14 protein-coding genes are annotated in these 18,390 nt (G+C 62.7%); 7 read left to right on the forward strand and 7 right to left on the reverse strand.

Annotated features, from left to right (window positions below; all coding sequences use genetic code 11):
- The first annotated feature begins 9 nt into the window (after nt 1-9).
- The gene (locus ACODTO_RS10055) at nt 10-942 is read left to right on the forward strand and encodes a sigma 54-interacting transcriptional regulator (protein WP_489106364.1); all 933 of its coding nucleotides are present in this window, start codon (nt 10-12) and stop codon (nt 940-942) included.
- Nucleotides 943-1,121: 179 nt separating this feature from the next.
- Nucleotides 1,122-1,904 carry a MetQ/NlpA family ABC transporter substrate-binding protein gene (locus ACODTO_RS10060; protein WP_055137035.1) on the forward strand — a complete coding sequence of 261 codons (783 nt, stop codon included), beginning with the start codon at nt 1,122-1,124 and terminating at the stop codon, nt 1,902-1,904.
- A 294-nt stretch (nt 1,905-2,198) separates the two neighbouring features.
- Here ACODTO_RS10060 and ACODTO_RS10065 read toward each other — a convergent pair whose 3' ends face one another.
- On the reverse strand, nt 2,199-3,359 hold the full coding sequence (locus tag ACODTO_RS10065; protein WP_139646193.1) for an AAA family ATPase: 1,161 nt from the start codon (nt 3,357-3,359) through the stop codon (nt 2,199-2,201).
- 105 nt (nt 3,360-3,464) lie between these two features.
- Between ACODTO_RS10065 and ACODTO_RS10070 the strand changes: the two genes are divergently transcribed.
- The 3 genes from ACODTO_RS10070 to ACODTO_RS10080 are packed head-to-tail and all read left to right on the forward strand — an operon-like array spanning nt 3,465 to nt 8,673.
- Nucleotides 3,465-4,568, forward strand: a complete 1,104-nt coding sequence (locus tag ACODTO_RS10070; protein ID WP_139646195.1) for an efflux RND transporter periplasmic adaptor subunit — start codon at nt 3,465-3,467, stop codon at nt 4,566-4,568.
- Entirely contained in the window at nt 4,565-5,629 is a 1,065-nt protein-coding gene (locus ACODTO_RS10075) for an efflux RND transporter periplasmic adaptor subunit (protein ID WP_489106365.1), read from the forward strand. The genes ACODTO_RS10070 and ACODTO_RS10075 overlap by 4 nt, the downstream gene beginning before the upstream one ends.
- Nucleotides 5,626-8,673, forward strand: a complete 3,048-nt coding sequence (locus ACODTO_RS10080) for an efflux RND transporter permease subunit (protein WP_139646199.1) — start codon at nt 5,626-5,628, stop codon at nt 8,671-8,673. Before ACODTO_RS10075 ends, ACODTO_RS10080 begins: the two co-directional genes overlap by 4 nt.
- Before the next feature lie 107 nt (nt 8,674-8,780).
- Here the strand turns inward: ACODTO_RS10080 and ACODTO_RS10085 are convergent, their stop codons facing one another.
- The gene (locus tag ACODTO_RS10085; protein WP_489106366.1) at nt 8,781-10,994 is read right to left on the reverse strand and encodes a heavy metal translocating P-type ATPase; all 2,214 of its coding nucleotides are present in this window, start codon (nt 10,992-10,994) and stop codon (nt 8,781-8,783) included.
- An 86-nt stretch (nt 10,995-11,080) separates the two neighbouring features.
- Here ACODTO_RS10085 and cadR point away from each other — a divergent pair, with 86 nt between their 5' ends.
- Nucleotides 11,081-11,527, forward strand: coding sequence for a Cd(II)/Pb(II)-responsive transcriptional regulator (gene cadR / locus ACODTO_RS10090; RefSeq protein ID WP_041021508.1), 447 nt, complete (start codon nt 11,081-11,083; stop codon nt 11,525-11,527).
- 159 nt (nt 11,528-11,686) lie between these two features.
- On the opposite strand, the gene ACODTO_RS10095 is transcribed toward cadR, so the two are convergent.
- The 3 genes from ACODTO_RS10095 to ACODTO_RS10105 form a co-directional block, all read right to left on the reverse strand.
- Nucleotides 11,687-12,658, reverse strand: coding sequence for a thymidylate synthase (locus ACODTO_RS10095; RefSeq protein WP_139646203.1), 972 nt, complete (start codon nt 12,656-12,658; stop codon nt 11,687-11,689).
- Between the two features lie 51 nt (nt 12,659-12,709).
- Entirely contained in the window at nt 12,710-13,519 is an 810-nt protein-coding gene (lgt, locus tag ACODTO_RS10100) for a prolipoprotein diacylglyceryl transferase (protein ID WP_041021510.1), read from the reverse strand.
- A gap of 68 nt (nt 13,520-13,587) precedes the next feature.
- Nucleotides 13,588-14,370: a sulfite exporter TauE/SafE family protein gene (locus ACODTO_RS10105; RefSeq protein WP_139646205.1), complete on the reverse strand. Its 783-nt coding sequence runs from the start codon at nt 14,368-14,370 to the stop codon at nt 13,588-13,590.
- 308 nt (nt 14,371-14,678) lie between these two features.
- On the opposite strand from ACODTO_RS10105, the gene ACODTO_RS10110 reads away from it, so the two are divergent.
- Nucleotides 14,679-15,425, forward strand: coding sequence for an NRDE family protein (locus tag ACODTO_RS10110; protein ID WP_489106367.1), 747 nt, complete (start codon nt 14,679-14,681; stop codon nt 15,423-15,425).
- Between the two features lie 130 nt (nt 15,426-15,555).
- Here the strand turns inward: ACODTO_RS10110 and ptsP are convergent, their stop codons facing one another.
- Both ptsP and ACODTO_RS10120 read right to left on the reverse strand, forming a co-directional pair.
- The gene (ptsP, locus tag ACODTO_RS10115) at nt 15,556-17,835 is read right to left on the reverse strand and encodes a phosphoenolpyruvate--protein phosphotransferase (RefSeq protein ID WP_139646209.1); all 2,280 of its coding nucleotides are present in this window, start codon (nt 17,833-17,835) and stop codon (nt 15,556-15,558) included.
- A 22-nt stretch (nt 17,836-17,857) separates the two neighbouring features.
- Nucleotides 17,858-18,337, reverse strand: coding sequence for an RNA pyrophosphohydrolase (locus ACODTO_RS10120; RefSeq protein WP_003186867.1), 480 nt, complete (start codon nt 18,335-18,337; stop codon nt 17,858-17,860).
- Nucleotides 18,338-18,390 lie beyond the last annotated feature (53 nt).

The raw sequence follows: 18,390 nt of genomic DNA on the forward strand, positions 1-18,390 counted from the left end.
GAGTCTGCCATGAGTTTGCATGAAACCTTCGGTCAGCCGTTGCTGACCTTTCCCGATGCGGAAAAAAGCCCCCTGAGCATCCGCGCCAAGGCACTGGTGTTCGTTGATCCACGTTCGCGCCAGTTGCGCCAGGCTCTGGAGCAACTGGCGCCACGCGCAATCCCGGTGTTGATTCGCGGCGAAACCGGCACGGGCAAGGAATTGCTCGCCCGGCACATCCACCGTGAAAGCGATCGTGGCGGGTTGTTCGTCTCGGTCAATTGCGGCGCCATCAGTCCGACTTACGCCGACGCCGAATTGTTCGGCTATGCGGCCGGCAGCTACAGCGGTTCGGCCAGCAGTCGCGCCGGCTGGTTCGGTTCGGCCAACGGCGGCACGCTGTACCTGGATGAAATCGGTGATCTGCCGCTGCCGATCCAAGTCAAACTGCTGGCGGCCCTGGAAAACCACGAGGTCACCCGCGTTGGCGCTCATCAGCCCAGCCCCGTGGACGTGCGGCTGGTGGCGGCCACCAGCATCGACCTGGCGCAAGCGGTAGCCGCCGGCAAATTTCACCAACGGCTTTACCACTACCTCAGCGAAGGCCGTCTCGAACTACCGGCCCTGCGCGAGCGGGTGGGCGATATCCTGCCCCTGGCCGAATACTTCCTGGGCATCTACACCCAGCGCCTCGGCCTGACCATGCCGCTGATCAGCGAGGCGGCCCAGCAGGCGCTTGAGCGGCATAGTTGGCCGGGCAATACCCGCGAACTGGAGAACGTCATTCATTTCGCGTTGCTGGTGAGCACGGAAGAGGAAATCTTGCCGGAGCATTTGAACCTGCCATCCCTGCCCTCGGTACTCGACGCCATCGAGCAGGCAGCAAAGACCCTCGCAAGCGCAACGGCTGCCGAGCGTGCGGCATTCAAGGCGCTGCTTACCCGTCTGGAGCCGCTCTTCTAAAGCCTTGCCGAGAGCATGTTTTATATATGAGAAAAATGAATATGAATTTGAATAAAAGATATTGTTAAGGAATAAAAAATATCGGTATCGTCCGCTTCACGCGAGCGATAGCACTTCGCTTGCACCTCACCCTTTGGCCGTCGTCCATGACGACCGTGATTTTTCGATAAGGACACTGCATGAAAAAGGTTCTGTTGTTCACCGCATTGGCGGCAGCGTTGGCTTCGGGTCTGGCCCAGGCCGCGGAGAAACTGGTGGTAGCGGCGACTCCGGTTCCCCACGCTGAAATCCTCGAGCTGATCAAGCCGGCCCTGGCAAAAGAAGGTGTGGACCTGCAGATCAAGGTCTTCACCGATTACGTGCAGCCCAACGTACAGGTGGATCAGAAGCGTCTGGACGCCAACTACTTCCAGACCCTGCCGTACCTCAAGAACTTCAACGAGGGCAAAGGCACGAATCTGGTTACTGTGATCGGTGTGCACGTCGAGCCGTTTGGTGGCTACTCGAAGAAAGTCAAAAGCCTGGCCGAGCTGAAAGATGGCGCGACCATCGCCATCCCCAACGAAGGCAGCAACAGCGGTCGCGCCTTGATCCTGTTGCAGAAGGCTGGCCTGATCGAACTCAAGGATCCGAAAAACGCCGTGGCGACGCCGAAAGACATCGCCAAGAACCCGCATAACTTCAAGTTCAAGGAACTGGAATCGGCCATGCTGCCGCGGGTGCTGGATCAGGTCGACCTGGACATGATCAACACCAACTACGCTTTGGAAGCGGGTCTCAACCCGGCCAAGGATGCGCTGGTGATCGAGGGTTCGGATTCGCCTTACGTCAACTTCCTGGTGGCCCGTCCGGACAACAAGGACAGCCCGGCCATCCAGAAACTGGCCAAGGCCCTGACCAGTCCTGAAGTGAAGGCATTCATCGAGAAGAAATACAGCGGCGCGGTATTGCCGGCGTTCTGATCGACCCCGCCCTATAAAAAACTGATGTGGCGAGGGAGCAAGCTCCCTCGCCACAAATGGATTGCGGATCTATGCCGCCCTGTTCTTCAGTGCCCGGCGCAGGGCCACGAGCAGTTTGACCATGTCTTGCGGGTCGAGTTGTTGCGGGGCTTTCACGTCGGCCATGTCAATCCTCCTTGTGCGTATCGCCAGCAAGCCTGGCCTTGAGCTGCGGTTCCTTGGCGGCTGTCATCAGACCCGTCCTGCAGCGCTAGGAAAATAGACCGCCTGCAAGGCTTCTGCAAATACCACGGATCAATCCGGCCAGTTCCACGCCGGCGCATCCAGCATTCTCTGGCCGACAATCCCTGTCTGGCCCAGGTCCTTTTCCAGCACGATGCAATTGCAGTCGCCATCCTTTTGCAAGGCCGTGATCAAGCGTCGGGCGTGGGAAACCACCCAGACCTGACAATGCTCCGAAGCCCGGATGATCAAGCGTGCCAGGGCCGGCAACAAGTCCGGGTGCAGGCTGGTCTCCGGTTCGTTGAGCACCATCAACGAAGGAGGTCGCGGGGTGAGCAGTGCGGCGATCAGCAGCAGGTAGCGCAGAGTCCCGTCTGACAATTCGGCGGCGGACAACGGGCGCAGCAAGCCATGCTGGTGAAGCTCGATGCCGAAACGCCCGCCTGGCAGTTTATCGATGTGCAGCCGGGCGCCGGGGAACGCATCGCTGATGGATGCGTGCAGGGCTTGATCGTCTCCGATTTCAAGAATGGTTTGCAGGGCTGCCGCCAGGTCACGTCCGTCGTGGTGCAGCACTGGTGTGCGGGTACCCAGTTGCGGTTGGCGCGCCGGGGCATCGGCGTCGCTGCGAAAATGGTCGTAGAAGCGCCAGCGCCGAATGAACTCGCGCATCTGCAACACCTCCGGCGAGGTGCGCAGGCTGCCGACCTGGTCGAACAGGCTGTCGAAGGTGGGCGTGTGCTGGGCCAGGACGTCCCACGCGCGGCCATCACGGGCACGGATCATGGGGCCGTTGCGATCCACCAATAGGCTGGCCGGACGGAATGTGGGACCGGCCCAGATGCATTCGCGCTTGATTTGAGGGTCCAGGGAAAACGCGGACGAACTCGGTTCCGGCAGGCCGAGGGAAATCGAATAGCTGAAGTCTTCCGCGGCGAATCCCAGGCGCAGGCGTTTGGTATTTATCCGGACCGTAGCGCCGATGGGCACCTCGCCGCTGCGCATGCGCCGGCTGATCACTTCCGGTCCGGCCCAGAACGTCGAGTCCAATCCACCTTCACGGGCCAGGGCATTGACCACTCCACCCTGTGCCGTCTCCGCCAACAGGCGCAGGGCGCGGTACAGGTTGGATTTGCCACTGCCATTGGGGCCGGTGATCAGGTTCAGCCGCCCCAGGGGGACCACCAATGTGTTGATGGATCGGTAGTTGGCCACCGCGAGGGTTTTGAGCATGAGCGATTTCCTGCTGCCTGGTTAGCGTCTGTGCATCCGTGGAACCCTGTTCTAAGCTCACAGTCGTATCGTCACTGGCACATTCGTGCAATGCAAGGAGTCTGCATGGCTGGTCCCCGAAACAAACTGGTTGTTTGCTTGGGTTTGTGTGCGTTGTTGGCGGGATGCGGTGACGAAAAAGTCGGTGAAAAAGCCCTGCCGCGGGTTTTCGTACAGCAAGCCGTGCCTACCGAGTACGCAGCCTCGGTGACCTTGACCGGGGATGTCCAGGCTCGGGTGCAGACCGATCTGTCGTTTCGTGTGGGTGGCAAGATCATCGAGCGCAAGGTCGATGTCGGTGACCGTGTCTCGGCCCGGCAAGTGCTGGCCCGGCTCGACCCCCGGGACTTGCAGACCAACGCTGATTCCGCCGAGGCCCAGGTGGCCGCCGAACAGGCGCGGGTCAAGCAAAGCGCGGCAGCCTTCCTGCGTCAGCAGAAACTCTTGCCCAAGGGCTACACCAGCCAGAGCGAATACGACGCGGCCCAGGCGCAATTGCGCAGCAGCCAGAGCGCACTGGCGGCCGCCCAGGCCCAGTTGGCCAACGCGCGGGAACAACTGAGCTACACCGCGCTGATCGCCGAGGCGCCAGGCATCATCACGGCGCGCCAGGCCGAGGTCGGCCAAGTGGTGCAGGCCACGGAGCCGATCTTCAGCCTGGCCCGGGACGGCGAGCGCGACGCGGTGTTCAATATCTACGAATCGCTGCTGAGCGAACCACCCTCGGATCCGGCCATTGTCATCAGCCTGCTGGATAACCCGACCATCCAGACCACCGGCAAGGTGCGCGAGATCACTCCGGCGGTGTCCGCCGAGACCGGCACCGTACAGGTCAAGGTGACCCTCGACGATTTGCCCGAAGGCATGCGCCTGGGTTCGGTGGTCAGCGCCACCGCCAAGTCCGCAGGCAAGACCGCTGTGGAGTTGCCCTGGTCGGCACTGACCAAGGACCTCAGCGAGCCCGCCGTGTGGCTGGTAGATGGCGAAGGCCGCGCGCAATTGCGTACCGTCACCGTAGGCCGGTACCTGACTGGGAAAGTCATCATCAGCGACGGGCTCAAGGGCGGCGAGACTGTCGTTACGGCCGGTGGGCAATTGCTGCATCCTGGCGTGCGCGTCGAGATCGCTGAAAACACCCGTGACAAACCGCCGGCAGGAGCTCAGCCATGAAGCGCTTGTGGATGGTCCTGGCGAGCCTGGTCCTGGCTGCCTGCTCGAAGGAAGACGCGCCGCCCGAGCCGGTACGTCCGGTGTTGTCCATTGAGGTCCGCGCGCTTGACCAGCAGGCCCTCGGACGCTTCGCCGGGAATATCCAGGCGCGTTACGAGAGCAATGTGGGTTTCCGGGTACCGGGGCGAATTGCCCGCCGTAATGTCGATGTCGGCGCCGAAGTGAAAAAAGGCGACCTGCTGGCGACCCTTGATCCCACCGATCAACAGAACCGGTTGCGTGCCGCCGAGGGCGACCTTGCGCGGATCGAGGCGCAGTACATCAATGCCCAGGCCAATGCCCGTCGCCAGCAACAGTTATTCGATCGGGGTGTCGGTGCCCAGGCGCAACTGGACGTCGCCCAGACCGACCTGAAAACCACCGGCGCTTCCCTCGAACAGGCCCGGGCGGCGGTGGAGCAGGCCCGTGACCAGCTCAACTACAGCGAGCTGCGCACCGACCACGACGCCGTTGTCACGGCTTGGACAGCAGAGGCCGGGCAGGTGGTGACCGCCGGCCAAAAAGTGGTGACCCTGGCCCGCCCGGACATCAAGGAGGCGGTGATCGACCTGCCGGCCGGGCTGGTCGAACGTCTGCCCGAGGGCGTGGTGTTCGAAGTCGCAGCGCAACTGGACCCGAGCATCCGCACCACCGCCACCGTGCGCGAGATCGAGCCCCAGGCCCAGAGTGCCACGCGCACCCGCCGCGCGCGCCTGACCTTGACCGACACCCCGTCCGGCCTGCGCCTGGGCACGGCCATCAGCGTGACGCTGAGCTCGGCCATCGAGCCTCGCATCGAGTTGCCGCTCAGTGCGTTGCAGGAGGTCGATGGCAAGGCGCGGATCTGGCTCGTCGACCCGCAGACCCAGACCGTCTCCCCTCGTGAAGTGAAAATACTCGAACGTTCGGCCGACTCGGTGCTGGTGGCCAACGGTATCAAGTCCGGCGATCGCGTGGTCAGCGCCGGCGTCAACAGCCTCCAGCCAGGGCAGAAAGTGAAACTCGACGAGGACGCGCGATGAAAGGGCCTTTCAACCTATCCGAATGGGCTCTGCGGCATCAGTCGTTCGTCTGGTACCTGATGTTCGTTGCGTTGCTGATGGGGGTATTTTCCTACGTGAACCTGGGTCGCGAAGAAGACCCGTCGTTCACCATCAAGACCATGATCATCCAGACCCGGTGGCCGGGCGCGACCCAGGAGGAGACCCTCAAGCAGGTCACCGACCGTATCGAGAAAAAACTCGAAGAGCTCGATTCCCTCGACTACGTCAAAAGCTACACCCGGCCGGGCGAGTCGACGGTATTCGTGTATCTGCGCGACACCACCAGCGCCAAGGACATCCCCGAGATCTGGTACCAGGTGCGCAAGAAGATCAACGATATTCGTGGCGACTTCCCCGAGGGCTTGCAGGGGCCGGGTTTCAACGACGAGTTCGGCGACGTGTACGGTTCGGTGTATGCCTTTACCGGCGACGGCCTGTCGATGCGCCAGTTGCGTGACTACGTGGAACAGGTACGGGCCGAGATCCGCGACGTGCCCGGCCTGGGCAAGGTGGAAATGCTCGGCGAGCAGAATGAAGTGCTGTACCTGAATTTCTCCACGCGCAAACTCGCTGCATTGGGCATCGACCAGCGCCAGGTGGTGCAGAGCCTGCAATCCCAGAACGCGGTGACGCCCGCCGGGGTGATCGATGCCGGCCCGGAGCGGATTTCCGTGCGCACGTCCGGGCAGTTCCAGTCGGAGAAGGACCTGGCCAACGTCAACCTGCGACTCAATGACCGGTTCTATCGACTGGCCGACATTGCCGAGATCAGCCGTGGCTACGTCGATCCGGCTACGCCGCTGTTCCGTTTCAACGGTACGCCGGCCATCGGCCTGGCCATCGCCATGAAAAAGGGCGGCAACATCCAGGAATTCGGCAAGGCGCTGCATGCCCGCATGACCGAATTGACCGCCGACCTGCCGGTGGGCATCGGCGTGCATACGGTGTCGGACCAGGCCGAAGTGGTACAGGAAGCGGTCGGCGGCTTTACCAGCGCCTTGTTCGAGGCGGTGGTGATTGTGCTGGTGGTCAGCTTTATCAGTCTGGGCATACGCGCCGGCCTGGTGGTGGCCTGCTCGATTCCCCTGGTGCTGGCGATGGTTTTTGTGTTCATGGAATACAGCGGCATCACCATGCAGCGGATCTCCCTCGGCGCCTTGATCATCGCCCTCGGTCTGCTGGTGGATGACGCGATGATCACCGTGGAAATGATGGTCACGCGCCTGGAAAAAGGTGAAACCAAGGAGCAGGCCGCGACCTTCGCCTACACCTCGACCGCGTTCCCGATGCTCACCGGCACCCTCGTCACCGTTGCCGGTTTTGTGCCCATCGGCCTGAACGCCAGTTCTGCCGGCGAGTACACCTTTACCCTGTTCGCGGTGATCGCCGTGGCGATGCTGGTGTCCTGGATCGTCGCGGTGCTGTTCGCCCCGGTGATCGGCGTGCACATCCTCAGCACCAACGTGAAACCCCACGATGCCGAGCCGGGGCGCATCGGCCGGGCGTTCAATGGCGGCCTGCTGTGGGCGATGCGCAATCGCTGGTGGGCCATCGGCATCACCGTGCTGCTGTTCGTGCTGGCGGTGTTCTGCATGCGCTTCGTGCAGAACCAGTTTTTCCCGTCTTCGGACCGGCCGGAGATCCTGGTGGACCTCAACCTGCCACAGAACGCTTCGATGGACGAGACGCGCAAGGCCGTCGACCGTCTGGAGGCGACCCTCAAGGGCGATCCGGACATCGAGCGTTGGAGCACCTACATCGGCGAAGGCGCGATTCGTTTCTACCTGCCGCTGGACCAGCAACTGCAGAACCCCTACTACGCGCAACTGGTGATCGTCAGCAAGGGCCTGGAGTCGCGCACGGCTCTCACCGAGCGCCTGCAAAAACGCCTGCGCGAGGACTTCGTCGGCATTGGCAGCTACGTGCAGGCCCTGGAAATGGGGCCGCCGGTAGGACGACCGATCCAGTACCGGGTCAGCGGCAAGGACATCGACCAGGTGCGCAAGCATGCCATCGAACTGGCCACCGAGCTGGACAAGAACGAGCACATCGGCGAAATCATTTACGACTGGAACGAGCCGGGCAAGGTCCTGCGCATCGACATCGCCCAGGACAAGGCGCGGCAACTGGGCTTGTCTTCGGACGATATAGCGCGACTGATGAACAGCATCGTCAGCGGATCGCCGGTCACCCAGGTCGACGATGACATCTACCTGATCAACGTGGTCGGGCGTGCCGTAGACAGTGAACGGGGTTCGCCGGAAACCTTGCAGAACCTGCAGATCGTCACGCCGGGCGGCACGTCGATTCCGTTGCTGGCGTTCGCCACGGTGCGCTATGAACTGGAGCAGCCACTGGTGTGGCGTCGCGACCGCAAGCCCACGATCACCATCAAGGCTGCGGTGCGCGATGCAATCCAGCCCACCGACCTGGTGAAACAGTTGCAGCCGGACATCGACAAGTTCGCCGCCGGCTTGCCCGTGGGCTACAAGGTCGCCACCGGGGGGACGGTGGAGGAGAGCGGCAAGGCCCAGGGGCCGATTGCCAGTGTCGTGCCGCTGATGCTGTTCCTGATGGCGACGTTCCTGATGATCCAGCTGCACAGCGTGCAGAAGCTGTTTCTGGTAGCCAGCGTCGCGCCCCTCGGATTGATTGGCGTGGTTCTGGCGCTGGTCCCGACCGGCACGCCCATGGGCTTTGTGGCGATCCTGGGAATCCTTGCGCTGATTGGCATCATTATCCGCAACTCGGTGATTCTGGTCACCCAGATCGATGAGTACGAGCGTGACGGATATGAGCCCTGGGATGCGGTGGTGGAAGCCACCCAACACCGGCGGCGACCGATCCTGCTCACGGCGGCTGCGGCGAGCCTGGGGATGATCCCGATTGCCCGGGAAGTGTTCTGGGGACCGATGGCCTACGCGATGATCGGCGGGATCATCATCGCCACGCTGCTGACTTTGCTGTTCCTGCCGGCGTTGTATGTGGCCTGGTACAAGATTCGCGAGCCGCGCAAGTCATAGGGCTGCTGTGCAGCCCATCGCGAGCAGGCTCGCTCCCACAGTGACTTGTGATCCACTGTGGGAGCGAGCCTGCTCGCGATGGGGCCTGTCCGATCACCCGGAATTCTTCATTTGCGCAACAACCGCAACCCATTGAACACCACCAGCAAACTCACCCCCATGTCGGCAAACACCGCCATCCACATGGTGGCGAATCCGGCAAAGGTGACGCCGAGGAAGATCGCCTTGATGACCAGCGCCAGGGCGATGTTCTGTTTCAGGATGCTTGAGGTTTGCCGCGACAGGCGGATGAAGGCCGGGATCTTGCGCAGGTCATCGTCCATCAAGGCGACATCGGCGGTCTCGATAGCCGTATCGGTGCCGGCCGCCGCCATGGCGAAGCCGATTTCCGCTCGGGCCAGGGCGGGGGCGTCGTTGATGCCGTCGCCCACCATGCCGACCCGGTGACCCTGGGCGTACAGGTTTTCGATGGCCTGCAGCTTGTCCCCCGGCAGCAGGTCGCCTCGCGCCTGATCCATGCCGACCTGGCCGGCAATCGCTTCGGCGGTGTGGGCGTTGTCGCCGGTGAGCATCAGGGTCTTGATGCCCAGTTCATGCAACTGCCGGATGGCTTCACGGCTGGAGTCCTTCACTGTGTCGGCCACGGCGAACAGCGCCAGGGGGCCCGAGCCGTCGAGCAGCAGCACCACGGACTTGCCTTGTTTTTCCAGGGCGAAGAGTTTCTCCTCCAGTTCCGGGGAGCACAGACCCAGGTCTTCCACCAGGCGATGATTACCCAAGTGGTAGGTCTGGCCATTGATATCGCCGCGAACCCCACGACCCGGGAGGGCTTCGAAGTTATCCACAGGCTGCGGCGTCGATTGCTTATCCACAGCGGCGATGGCTCGGGACACCGGGTGGTCGGAACGGGCGGCGAGGCTGGCGGCCAGGGCCGGGGCGGTGGTTTCCACGGTCGGGTCCAGCGCCATGTAGTCGGTCTGTATCGGTTTGCCGTGGGTGATCGTGCCGGTCTTGTCCAGGGCCAGGTAGTCGAGCTTGTAGCCGCCCTCCAGGTACACGCCGCCCTTGACCAGGATGCCTTTGCGCGCGGCCGCGGCAAGACCGCTGACGATAGTCACCGGGGTGGAGATCACCAGCGCACAGGGGCAGGCCACCACCAACAGCACCAGGGCCCGATAGATCCAGTCGAACCACGCCGCACCCATGAACAGTGGCGGGATGACGGTTACCGCCAGCGCCAGGGCAAACACCGCCGGGGTATAGATTTTCGAGAATCGATCGACGAAGCGTTGGGTCGGCGCGCGGGAGCCCTGGGCCTGCTCTACGGCGTGGATGATCCGTGCCAGGGTGGAGTGGTCGGCCGCCGCGGTCACGCGGTATTCCAGCTCGCCGGCCTGGTTGATGGTGCCGGCGAACACTTTATCGCCCACGGTTTTTTCCACCGGCAGGCTTTCACCGGTGATCGGCGCCTGGTCGATGGTCGAACGACCGGCCACCACTTCACCGTCCAGCCCGACGCGCTCGCCGGGGCGAATCCGTACCCGGGCGCCGAGGACGATGGCCTTGACCTCTTGCACCTGCCACGTGCCATCGGCCTGTTGTACCGTGGCCTGTTCCGGGGCCATCTGCATCAAGCCGCTGATGGCATTGCGCGCCCGGTCGAGGGACTTGGCTTCGATCAGCTCCGCCACGGTGAACAGGAACATCACCATCGCCGCTTCCGGCCATTGGCCGATCAGCACTGCGCCGGTCACGGCGATGCTCATCAATGCATTGATGTTCAGGTTGAGGTTCTTCAGGGCGATCCAGCCCTTCTTGTAGGTGCCCAGGCCGCCGCTGAGGATCGACACCAGTGCTACCACGGCGACCACCCAACCTGGCGCGGCATTGGTGAAGTGGATCAGTTCGGCACCCAGGGCCGTGACGCCGGACAGCGCCAGTGGCCACCAGGGTTTGGTCGGGGCCGGCAAATTGCTGGTCTGTTGCTCCTGGCCCGGCTTCAGCGGTTCGGCCTGCATGCCGAGGGACTGGATTGCACTGATGATCGGCCCATCGTCGGGCAGGTCATGTGTCACACCCAATACGCGATTGATCAGGTTGAATTCCAGCTGCTGCACGCCTTCGAGTTTGCCGAGCTTGTTCTGGATCAGTGTCTGTTCGGTGGGGCAGTCCATCGCTTCAATGCGAAAACTGCTCAGCCGGGCACCGTCCGTCGGCGCTTTACCGAGGTTGACCACGGACGGCGCTGCTTTCGAAGCGCAGCAGGAATGCCCGTGGTCATGGCCGTGAACGGGCTTGTGGATGTGAAGGGAATCGCTCATTGGGTGACGTCCATGAAAAGTGCTTGTTGCACAGTAAAGACCCTGTAGCCACTATAGGGTCAAGCACCTGTTCAGGAGGCAATGCCATGAAAATCGGCGAGCTGGCGAAAATCACTGACTGCCAAGTCGAAACCATCCGTTATTACGAGCGCGAAGGTCTGCTGCCGGAGCCGGCCCGCAGCGACGGCAATTACCGCGTCTACACCCAGGCCCACGCCGAGCGGCTGACGTTTATCCGCAACTGCCGCACCCTGGACATGACCCTGGAAGAAATCCGTAGCTTGCTGGCCCTGCGCGACAGTCCCCAGGACCAGTGCGAGAGCGTCAACGCGCTGGTCGACGAACATATTCTTCACGTCAAGGCTCGCATCGATGGCCTGCTGGCCTTGCAGGCACAACTGATCGACCTGCGCCGTCGTTGCGGCGAAGGGCCGGATCCGGACCAATGCGGGATCTTGCAGCGCCTGGAAGTGAGCGGAGCGGTGGCGCCGGAGGTGGAACATTCACATGTGGGGCGCAGTCACGGGCATTGAGCCCTTGCCGCCAATCCGAATACACAGAGGCCTATGGGCCGGGCCTGTGGGAGCAAAGCTTGCTCGCGATGAAAACACCTCGATCCGTCAGTAGATCGCGCATCGTTCGTCGCGAGCAAGCTTTGCTCCCACAGACTCGCACACAGGGATAGTGGTGCTTTAGACCGCCATCGGCGCGGTCATCGGCGCATGGTGCTGGTAGCCTTCAAGGGAGAAGTCGCTCGGCTCCACCTGTTCCAGCCACTCGGGCTGGTACACGCCCGTCTTGGCGAACTCCGGTACCCGCTCGGAAATCACCAGCCTTGGCATCGGGAACGGCTCGCGGGTGAGTTGTTCCTTGAGCATGTCCAAGTGGTTTTCGTAGACGTGGGCGTCACCGATGAAATAGGTGAACCAGCGCGGCGTGTAGCCGGTCAGGCGGCCGATCAGGCTCAGCAGGGCGGCGCCTTCGGTGAGGTTGAACGGCGTGCCCAGCCCCAGGTCGTTGGAGCGGATGTAGAGGGTCAGGGAAATTTCCTTCGTCTCGACATTCGGGTGGAACTGATACAGCAGATGGCACGGCGGCAGGGCCATTTCATCGAGCTGGGCGCAGTTCCAGCCGTGGAACAGGATGCGGCGGCTGCCCGGGTCCTTGATGATGGTGTCGACACACTGGCGAACCTGGTCGATAGCCTTGTACAGCACCACGTAGGCCTGGCCGTTTTCCTCGCCTTCGGCAATCTGCCGGTAACCCTGGGCCAGGGTCTGCTCGATGGCCGCCGGATTGCTCACGGGGATCTGCTTGTAGGCCGGCCATTTGCGCCACTGCACGCCGTAGATCTCGCCCAGGTCGTCTTCGCCCTGGCGGAACGGGTTGGCCAGCCACTGGGCGTTTTCGTTGGCGTTCTGGTCCCAGACCTTGCAGCCCAGGGCACGGAATTCGGCAGCGTTGTTGACTCCACGGAGAAAACCGCACATCTCGCCGATAGCCGATTTGAATGCCATCTTGCGGGTGGTGATGGCGGGGAAACCGTCCTTCAAGTCATAGCGCAGCATCGCACCAGGAAAGCTGATGGTGTTCACGCCCGTGCGGTTGGCCTGCTTGGTGCCGTTCTTGATGACATGGGCCACCAGATCGAGATATTGCTTCATGGATTACCTGTGTCCTTGAACCCGAGGCCAGCGCCTCGGGGTCCGAATTTTTTAAGCCTTGGCCGCCGCAGCCGGCGCACGATGATAAGCCAGCCAGATCAGTACCAGGCCACCGACGATCATCGGCAGGCACAGTACCTGGCCCATGGTCAGCCAGTTCCACGCCAGATAGCCAAGCTGGGCGTCCGGTACGCGGACGAACTCGACGATGAAGCGGAAGATCCCGTAGAACAGCGCGAACATGCCTGACACCGCCATGGTCGGCCGTGGCTTGCGCGAGAACAGCCAGAGAATCAGGAACAGGGCTACGCCTTCAAGGGCGAACTGGTACAGCTGCGACGGATGGCGCGGCAACTGCGCGGGGTCGCTGAACGGCGGGAAGATCATTGCCCACGGCACGTCGGTCGGCTTGCCCCACAATTCGGCGTTGATGAAGTTGCCGATGCGTCCGGCGCCCAGGCCGATCGGCACCATTGGCGCGACGAAGTCCATCAGTTCGAAGAACGACTTGTTGTTGCGCTTGCCGAACCACACCGCCGCCAGCATCACACCGATGAAGCCACCGTGGAACGACATGCCGCCCTTCCAGACCTCGAAGATCAGCGTTGGGTTCGCCAGGTAGGCGCTCAGATCATAGAACAGCACATAGCCCAGGCGTCCGCCGACGATCACTCCCATGGAGAGCCAGAACACCAGGTCGGAGAGCTTTTCCTTGTTCCAGGTCGGGTCGAAACGGTTGAGCCGTCGCGACGCCAGCAGCCAGGCACCGCCGATGCCGACCAGGTACATCAGGCCGTACCAGTGGATTTTCAGCGGGCCGATGGCCAGGGCCACCGGATCGATCTGCGGGTAAGGCAGCATTGATATTCCTCGTAAACGTCAAAAATATGCGGGTGACCCTGTCACCCCGGGATTAAGCCAGGATTGCGTCAGAGCAGGAAACTCAGGCCCACGCAGAACAGCAAAGCCGCGAACAGCCGCTTGAGCAAGCGCGGCGACAGGCGATGGGCCAGTCGCGCGCCGAAGCGGGCGAAGACCATGCTCGTCAGGGCAATGCCCAGCAGCGCCGGCAAATACACAAAACCGAGACTATGGGCCGGCAACAGTGGATCGTGCCAGCCCAGAATCATGAAACTTAACGCACTGACCAGGGCGATCGGCAAGCCGCAGGCCGAGGAGGTGGCCACCGCCTGCTGCATGGGCACGCTGCGCCAGGTCAGGAACGGCACGGTCAGCGAGCCGCCACCAATGCCGAAAATCGCCGAGGCCCAGCCGACGGCCGTGCCGGCCAGGGTCAATCCGGCCTTGCCAGGTACCGTGCGGCTGGCCTTGGGTTTGAAATCCAGGGCCAGTTGCGCGGCGACGATCATGGCGAACACGCCGATGATCTTTTGCAGGTGCGGGCCGGAAATCGCTTCGGCGGTGACAGCACCGAAACCGGCCCCGATCAGGATCCCGACGGTCATCCAGGCGAAGATCGGCCAGCGTACCGCGCCTTTGCGCTGGTGTTCGCGCACGGCATTGACCGAGGTGAAGATGATCGAGGCCAGGGACGTACCGACGGCCAGGTGGGTCAATACCTGCGGGTCGAAACCCTGCAAGGTGAAGCTGAACACCAGCACCGGGACGATGATCATCCCGCCACCCACGCCGAACAACCCGGCCAGCACCCCGGCGCAGGCACCGAGCAGCAGATAGATCACGAATTCCACCAGCGTCCCCCACCCATCCCCGAAACAAGAGCGGCATGGTAACGGATCCATGCCCTTGGGCTCTACTGAAGGCGATGGATGCGCGGGCGATGTGTCGGTTAGAGTGGAAGTTGATCCGACACAAACCCTGTGGCGAGGGATTTATCTGTGGCGAGGGGATTTATGCCCGCTGGGGCGCGAAGCGGCCCTAAAATCGGACACCCCGGTGTGCCAGATAAATTGCTTTGGGGCTGCTGTGCAGCCCAGCGGGGATAAATCCCCTCGCCACAGGGATTGTGTTCGGCATTGTTGAGTGGGGGACATACCTGATGTGCCTGATCGTATTTGCCTGGCGACCTGGTCACGCCCAACCGCTGATCGTGGCGGCCAATCGTGACGAGTTCTACGCACGCCCGACCCTGCCCCTGGCCCAGTGGCCCGATGCTTCCCATGTCTACGCCGGTCGCGACCTGGAAGCCGGCGGCACCTGGCTCGGTATCGGCGCCGACGGTCGCTTTGCGGCCCTGACGAATATCCGTGACCCAGGCCAATTGCCGGCGTTCAAGTCTCGGGGCGAACTGGTGGCCCGGTTTCTGACCGGAACTCTGCCGATCACCGACTACTTGAGTGAAATCGTGCCTCGTGCCGGCGAGTATGGCGGGTTCAACCTGTTGCTCGGTGACGGCAGCGAACTGTGGCACTACAACGCCCGCGATGTCCGGCCGCAGCGACTGGCCGAAGGTGTCTACGGGTTGTCGAACGCCGGCTTGAACACGCCTTGGCCCAAGCTGCTCAAGGCCAGGGCGGCACTGGTCGAGGTGCTTGCCGATCCGCAGCCCCAGGATTTGCTGGCGCTACTGAACGACCCGCAACCGGCACCCGTGGCGGAACTGCCGGATACCGGCGTGGGGTTGGCGACCGAGATGCTGCTGTCGAGTGTGTTCATCGCCAGCCCGGCGTATGGGACGCGGGCCAGTACGGCGTTGATTGTCCAGGCCGATGGGAAGCAGCACATGGTCGAGCGCAGCTTCGGGCCCCATGGGGGGCACTTGGGGGAGGTCGAGGTCAGGGTTTAGTGTTGTGGTGACTGCGCTGGCCTCATCGCGAGCAGGCTCGCTCCCACACTGAGTCTCCAGCGAACACCGAGTTTGTGTCCGACCGAGAACCACTGTGGGAGCGAGCCTGCTCGCGATGGGGGGCCAACGGTTAGAGTGTTTTGTTCGAAGCCGGATTGATCATCCGCGCCAGCCCAAGGTTCTTCAGCGCCAGTTGCAACGAGCTATGGATGACCTGCGGATTATCGATGGTCATCACCTCCGCCAGCAGTTCCTGGGCCTTGCTGAGGTTGATCTGGCGCAGCATCCATTTCACTTTCGGCAGGTTGGTGGCGTTCATCGACAAGCTGTCGAAGCCCATCGCCATCAACAGGACCGCCGCTGCCGGATCGCCGGCCATTTCACCGCAGATACTCACCGGCTTGCCTTCGGCATGGGCGTCGCGCACCACGGTCTGCAAGGCTTGCAGCACGGCAGGGTGCAGGTAGTCGTACAGGTCGGCCACCCGTGGGTTGTTGCGGTCCACGGCCAGCAGGTACTGCGTCAGGTCGTTGGAGCCGACCGAGAGGAAGTCCACCTGCCGCGCCAGTTCCTTGGTCTGGTACACCGCTGCCGGGATCTCGATCATGACGCCAACCGGCGGCATCGGCACGTCGGTACCTTCGTCGCGCACTTCGCCCCAGGCCCGGTGGATCAGGTGCAGGGCTTCTTCCAGCTCATGGGTGCCGGAGATCATCGGCAACAGGATGCGCAGGTTGTTCAGCCCTTCGCTGGCCTTGAGCATGGCTCGGGCCTGGACCAGGAAGATTTCCGGATGGTCGAGCGTCACGCGAATCCCGCGCCAGCCGAGGAAGGGGTTTTCTTCCTTGATCGGGAAATAGGACAAGGCCTTGTCGCCGCCGATGTCCAGGCTGCGCATGGTCACCGGTTGCGGATGGAACGCGGCCAGTTGCTCGCGGTAGATCGCCAGTTGTTCCTTTTCGCTGGGGAAGCGCTGGTTGATCATGAACGGCACTTCGGTGCGGTACAGGCCCACACCCTCGGCGCCGCGCTTCTGCGCCCGGGCCACGTCGGCCAGCAGGCCGGTGTTGACCCACAGCGGCATGCGATGGCCGTCGGGCGTCACGCAGGGCAGATCCCTCAGCGCATCCAGGCCCAGGGACAGTTGTTTCTCTTCCTCCACCACATCGGCGAACTGCTTGCGCAACACGTCGCTGGGGTTGGTATAGACCTCGCCATGGTAGCCGTCGACGATCATCTGGATGCCGTCGACCTTGGAGTACGGCAGGTCCACCAGGCCCATCACCGTGGGAATGCCCATGGCCCGGGCGAGGATCGCGACGTGGGAGTTGCCCGAACCCAGTACCGAGACCAGCCCCGCCAGCTTGCCCTCGGGCACCTCGCCGAGCATGGCCGGGGTCAGCTCCTCGCTGACCAGGATGGTGTTGTCGGGGTAGACCAGGGTCTGCTGGCGCTCCTGCTGCAAGTAGGCCAGCAGGCGACGGCCAAGGTCCTTGACGTCCGAGGCACGCTCGCGCAGGTAAGCGTCATCCATCAGTTCGAAACGGTTGACGTGGTCGGTCACCACCTGGCGCAACGCGCCCTGGGCCCATTGGCCAGTTTTGATGACCGTGGTCACTTCGCTGCCCAGGGAGGCGTCGTCGAGCATCATCAGGTAGACGTCGAACAGCGCGCGTTCTTCGGGGCGCAGCTGCGTCGCCAGTTTGGCCGACAGGGCCCGCATGTCGGCGCGCACCCCTTCGATGGCGGTCTTGAACAGCTTCAGCTCGGCATCGATGTCGCTGATGGCCTTGTCCGGCACCACATCCAGGTCGGCGGGCGGCAACATGACCACCGCCGTGCCCACGGCCGCGCCCGGAGAACCCGGCACGCCGACGAACTTGGCTTCCTGGATGCCCTTGCCCTGGCGGCCCAGGCCGCTGATCGAGCCGGTGGCCTCGGCGTGGGCGATCACCCCGGCCAGTTGCGCGCTCATGGTCACGAGGAAGGCTTCTTCACCCTCGTCGAACTGGCGACGCTCCTTTTGCTGTATGACCAACACGCCGACGACGCGGCGGTGGTGGATGATCGGTGCGCCGAGGAACGAGGCATAGCGCTCCTCGCCGGTTTCGGCGAAGTAGCGGTAGCGCGGGTGGTCCGCGGCGTTTTCGAGGTTCAGGGGCTCTTCGCGCGTGCCGACCAGGCCGACCAGACCTTCATTGGGTGCCATGCTGACCTTGCCGATCGAGCGCTTGTTCAAGCCCTCGGTGGCCATCAGCACGAAACGGTTGGTCTCGGGGTCCAGCAGGTAGACCGAGCAGACCTGGCTGCCCATGGCCTCTTTGACGCGCAACACAATAATCCCCAACGCCGCCTTGAGATCCTTGGCGGCGTTAACTTCCTGGACGATCTTGCGCAGCGTATTGAGCATGGCTCGGGGTCGAACTCCGTCGTCAGTCGCGCGTCAGCAGGCGCGGGGCAAGCTCTTTGAGAGCGCGTCGATACACCTCGCGCTTGAATGTCACCACCTGGCCCAGCGGATACCAATAGCTGACCCAGCGCCAGCCATCGAACTCCGGTTTACCGGTCAAATCCATCCGCACCCGCTGCTCGTTGGAGATCAGGCGCAGGAGAAACCATTTCTGCTTCTGGCCGATGCACAGCGGCTGGCTGTGCGTCCTGACCAGGCGTTGCGGCAAACGATAGCGCAACCAGCCTCGGGTGCAGGCGAGTATTTCAACATCTTCGCGCTCCAGCCCCACTTCTTCGTTCAACTCGCGGTACAAAGCCTCTTCCGGCGTCTCCTGGGGGTTGATCCCGCCTTGAGGAAACTGCCAGGCGTCTTGATTGATACGGCGAGCCCATAGCACCTGACCGGCATCATTCGTAAGAATGATCCCCACATTGGGTCGGAAACCATCGGGATCGATCACGGCAACAACCTCGCAAGCGCATGTCGCCGCATTGTTCCACAAAGGTTGTGAAA

The organism is Pseudomonas sp. FG13 (genome assembly GCF_057809755.1).

Coding starts and splice junctions, on each gene's coding strand:
- ACODTO_RS10055 (WP_489106364.1), top strand. CDS start 10: ATGAGTTTGCATGAAACCTTCGGTCAGCCGTTGCTGACCTTTCCCGAT.
- ACODTO_RS10060 (WP_055137035.1), top strand. CDS start 1,122: ATGAAAAAGGTTCTGTTGTTCACCGCATTGGCGGCAGCGTTGGCTTCG.
- ACODTO_RS10065 (WP_139646193.1), bottom strand. CDS start 3,359: ATGCTCAAAACCCTCGCGGTGGCCAACTACCGATCCATCAACACATTG.
- ACODTO_RS10070 (WP_139646195.1), top strand. CDS start 3,465: ATGGCTGGTCCCCGAAACAAACTGGTTGTTTGCTTGGGTTTGTGTGCG.
- ACODTO_RS10075 (WP_489106365.1), top strand. CDS start 4,565: ATGAAGCGCTTGTGGATGGTCCTGGCGAGCCTGGTCCTGGCTGCCTGC.
- ACODTO_RS10080 (WP_139646199.1), top strand. CDS start 5,626: ATGAAAGGGCCTTTCAACCTATCCGAATGGGCTCTGCGGCATCAGTCG.
- ACODTO_RS10085 (WP_489106366.1), bottom strand. CDS start 10,994: ATGAGCGATTCCCTTCACATCCACAAGCCCGTTCACGGCCATGACCAC.
- cadR (WP_041021508.1), top strand. CDS start 11,081: ATGAAAATCGGCGAGCTGGCGAAAATCACTGACTGCCAAGTCGAAACC.
- ACODTO_RS10095 (WP_139646203.1), bottom strand. CDS start 12,658: ATGAAGCAATATCTCGATCTGGTGGCCCATGTCATCAAGAACGGCACC.
- lgt (WP_041021510.1), bottom strand. CDS start 13,519: ATGCTGCCTTACCCGCAGATCGATCCGGTGGCCCTGGCCATCGGCCCG.
- ACODTO_RS10110 (WP_489106367.1), top strand. CDS start 14,679: ATGTGCCTGATCGTATTTGCCTGGCGACCTGGTCACGCCCAACCGCTG.
- ptsP (WP_139646209.1), bottom strand. CDS start 17,835: ATGCTCAATACGCTGCGCAAGATCGTCCAGGAAGTTAACGCCGCCAAG.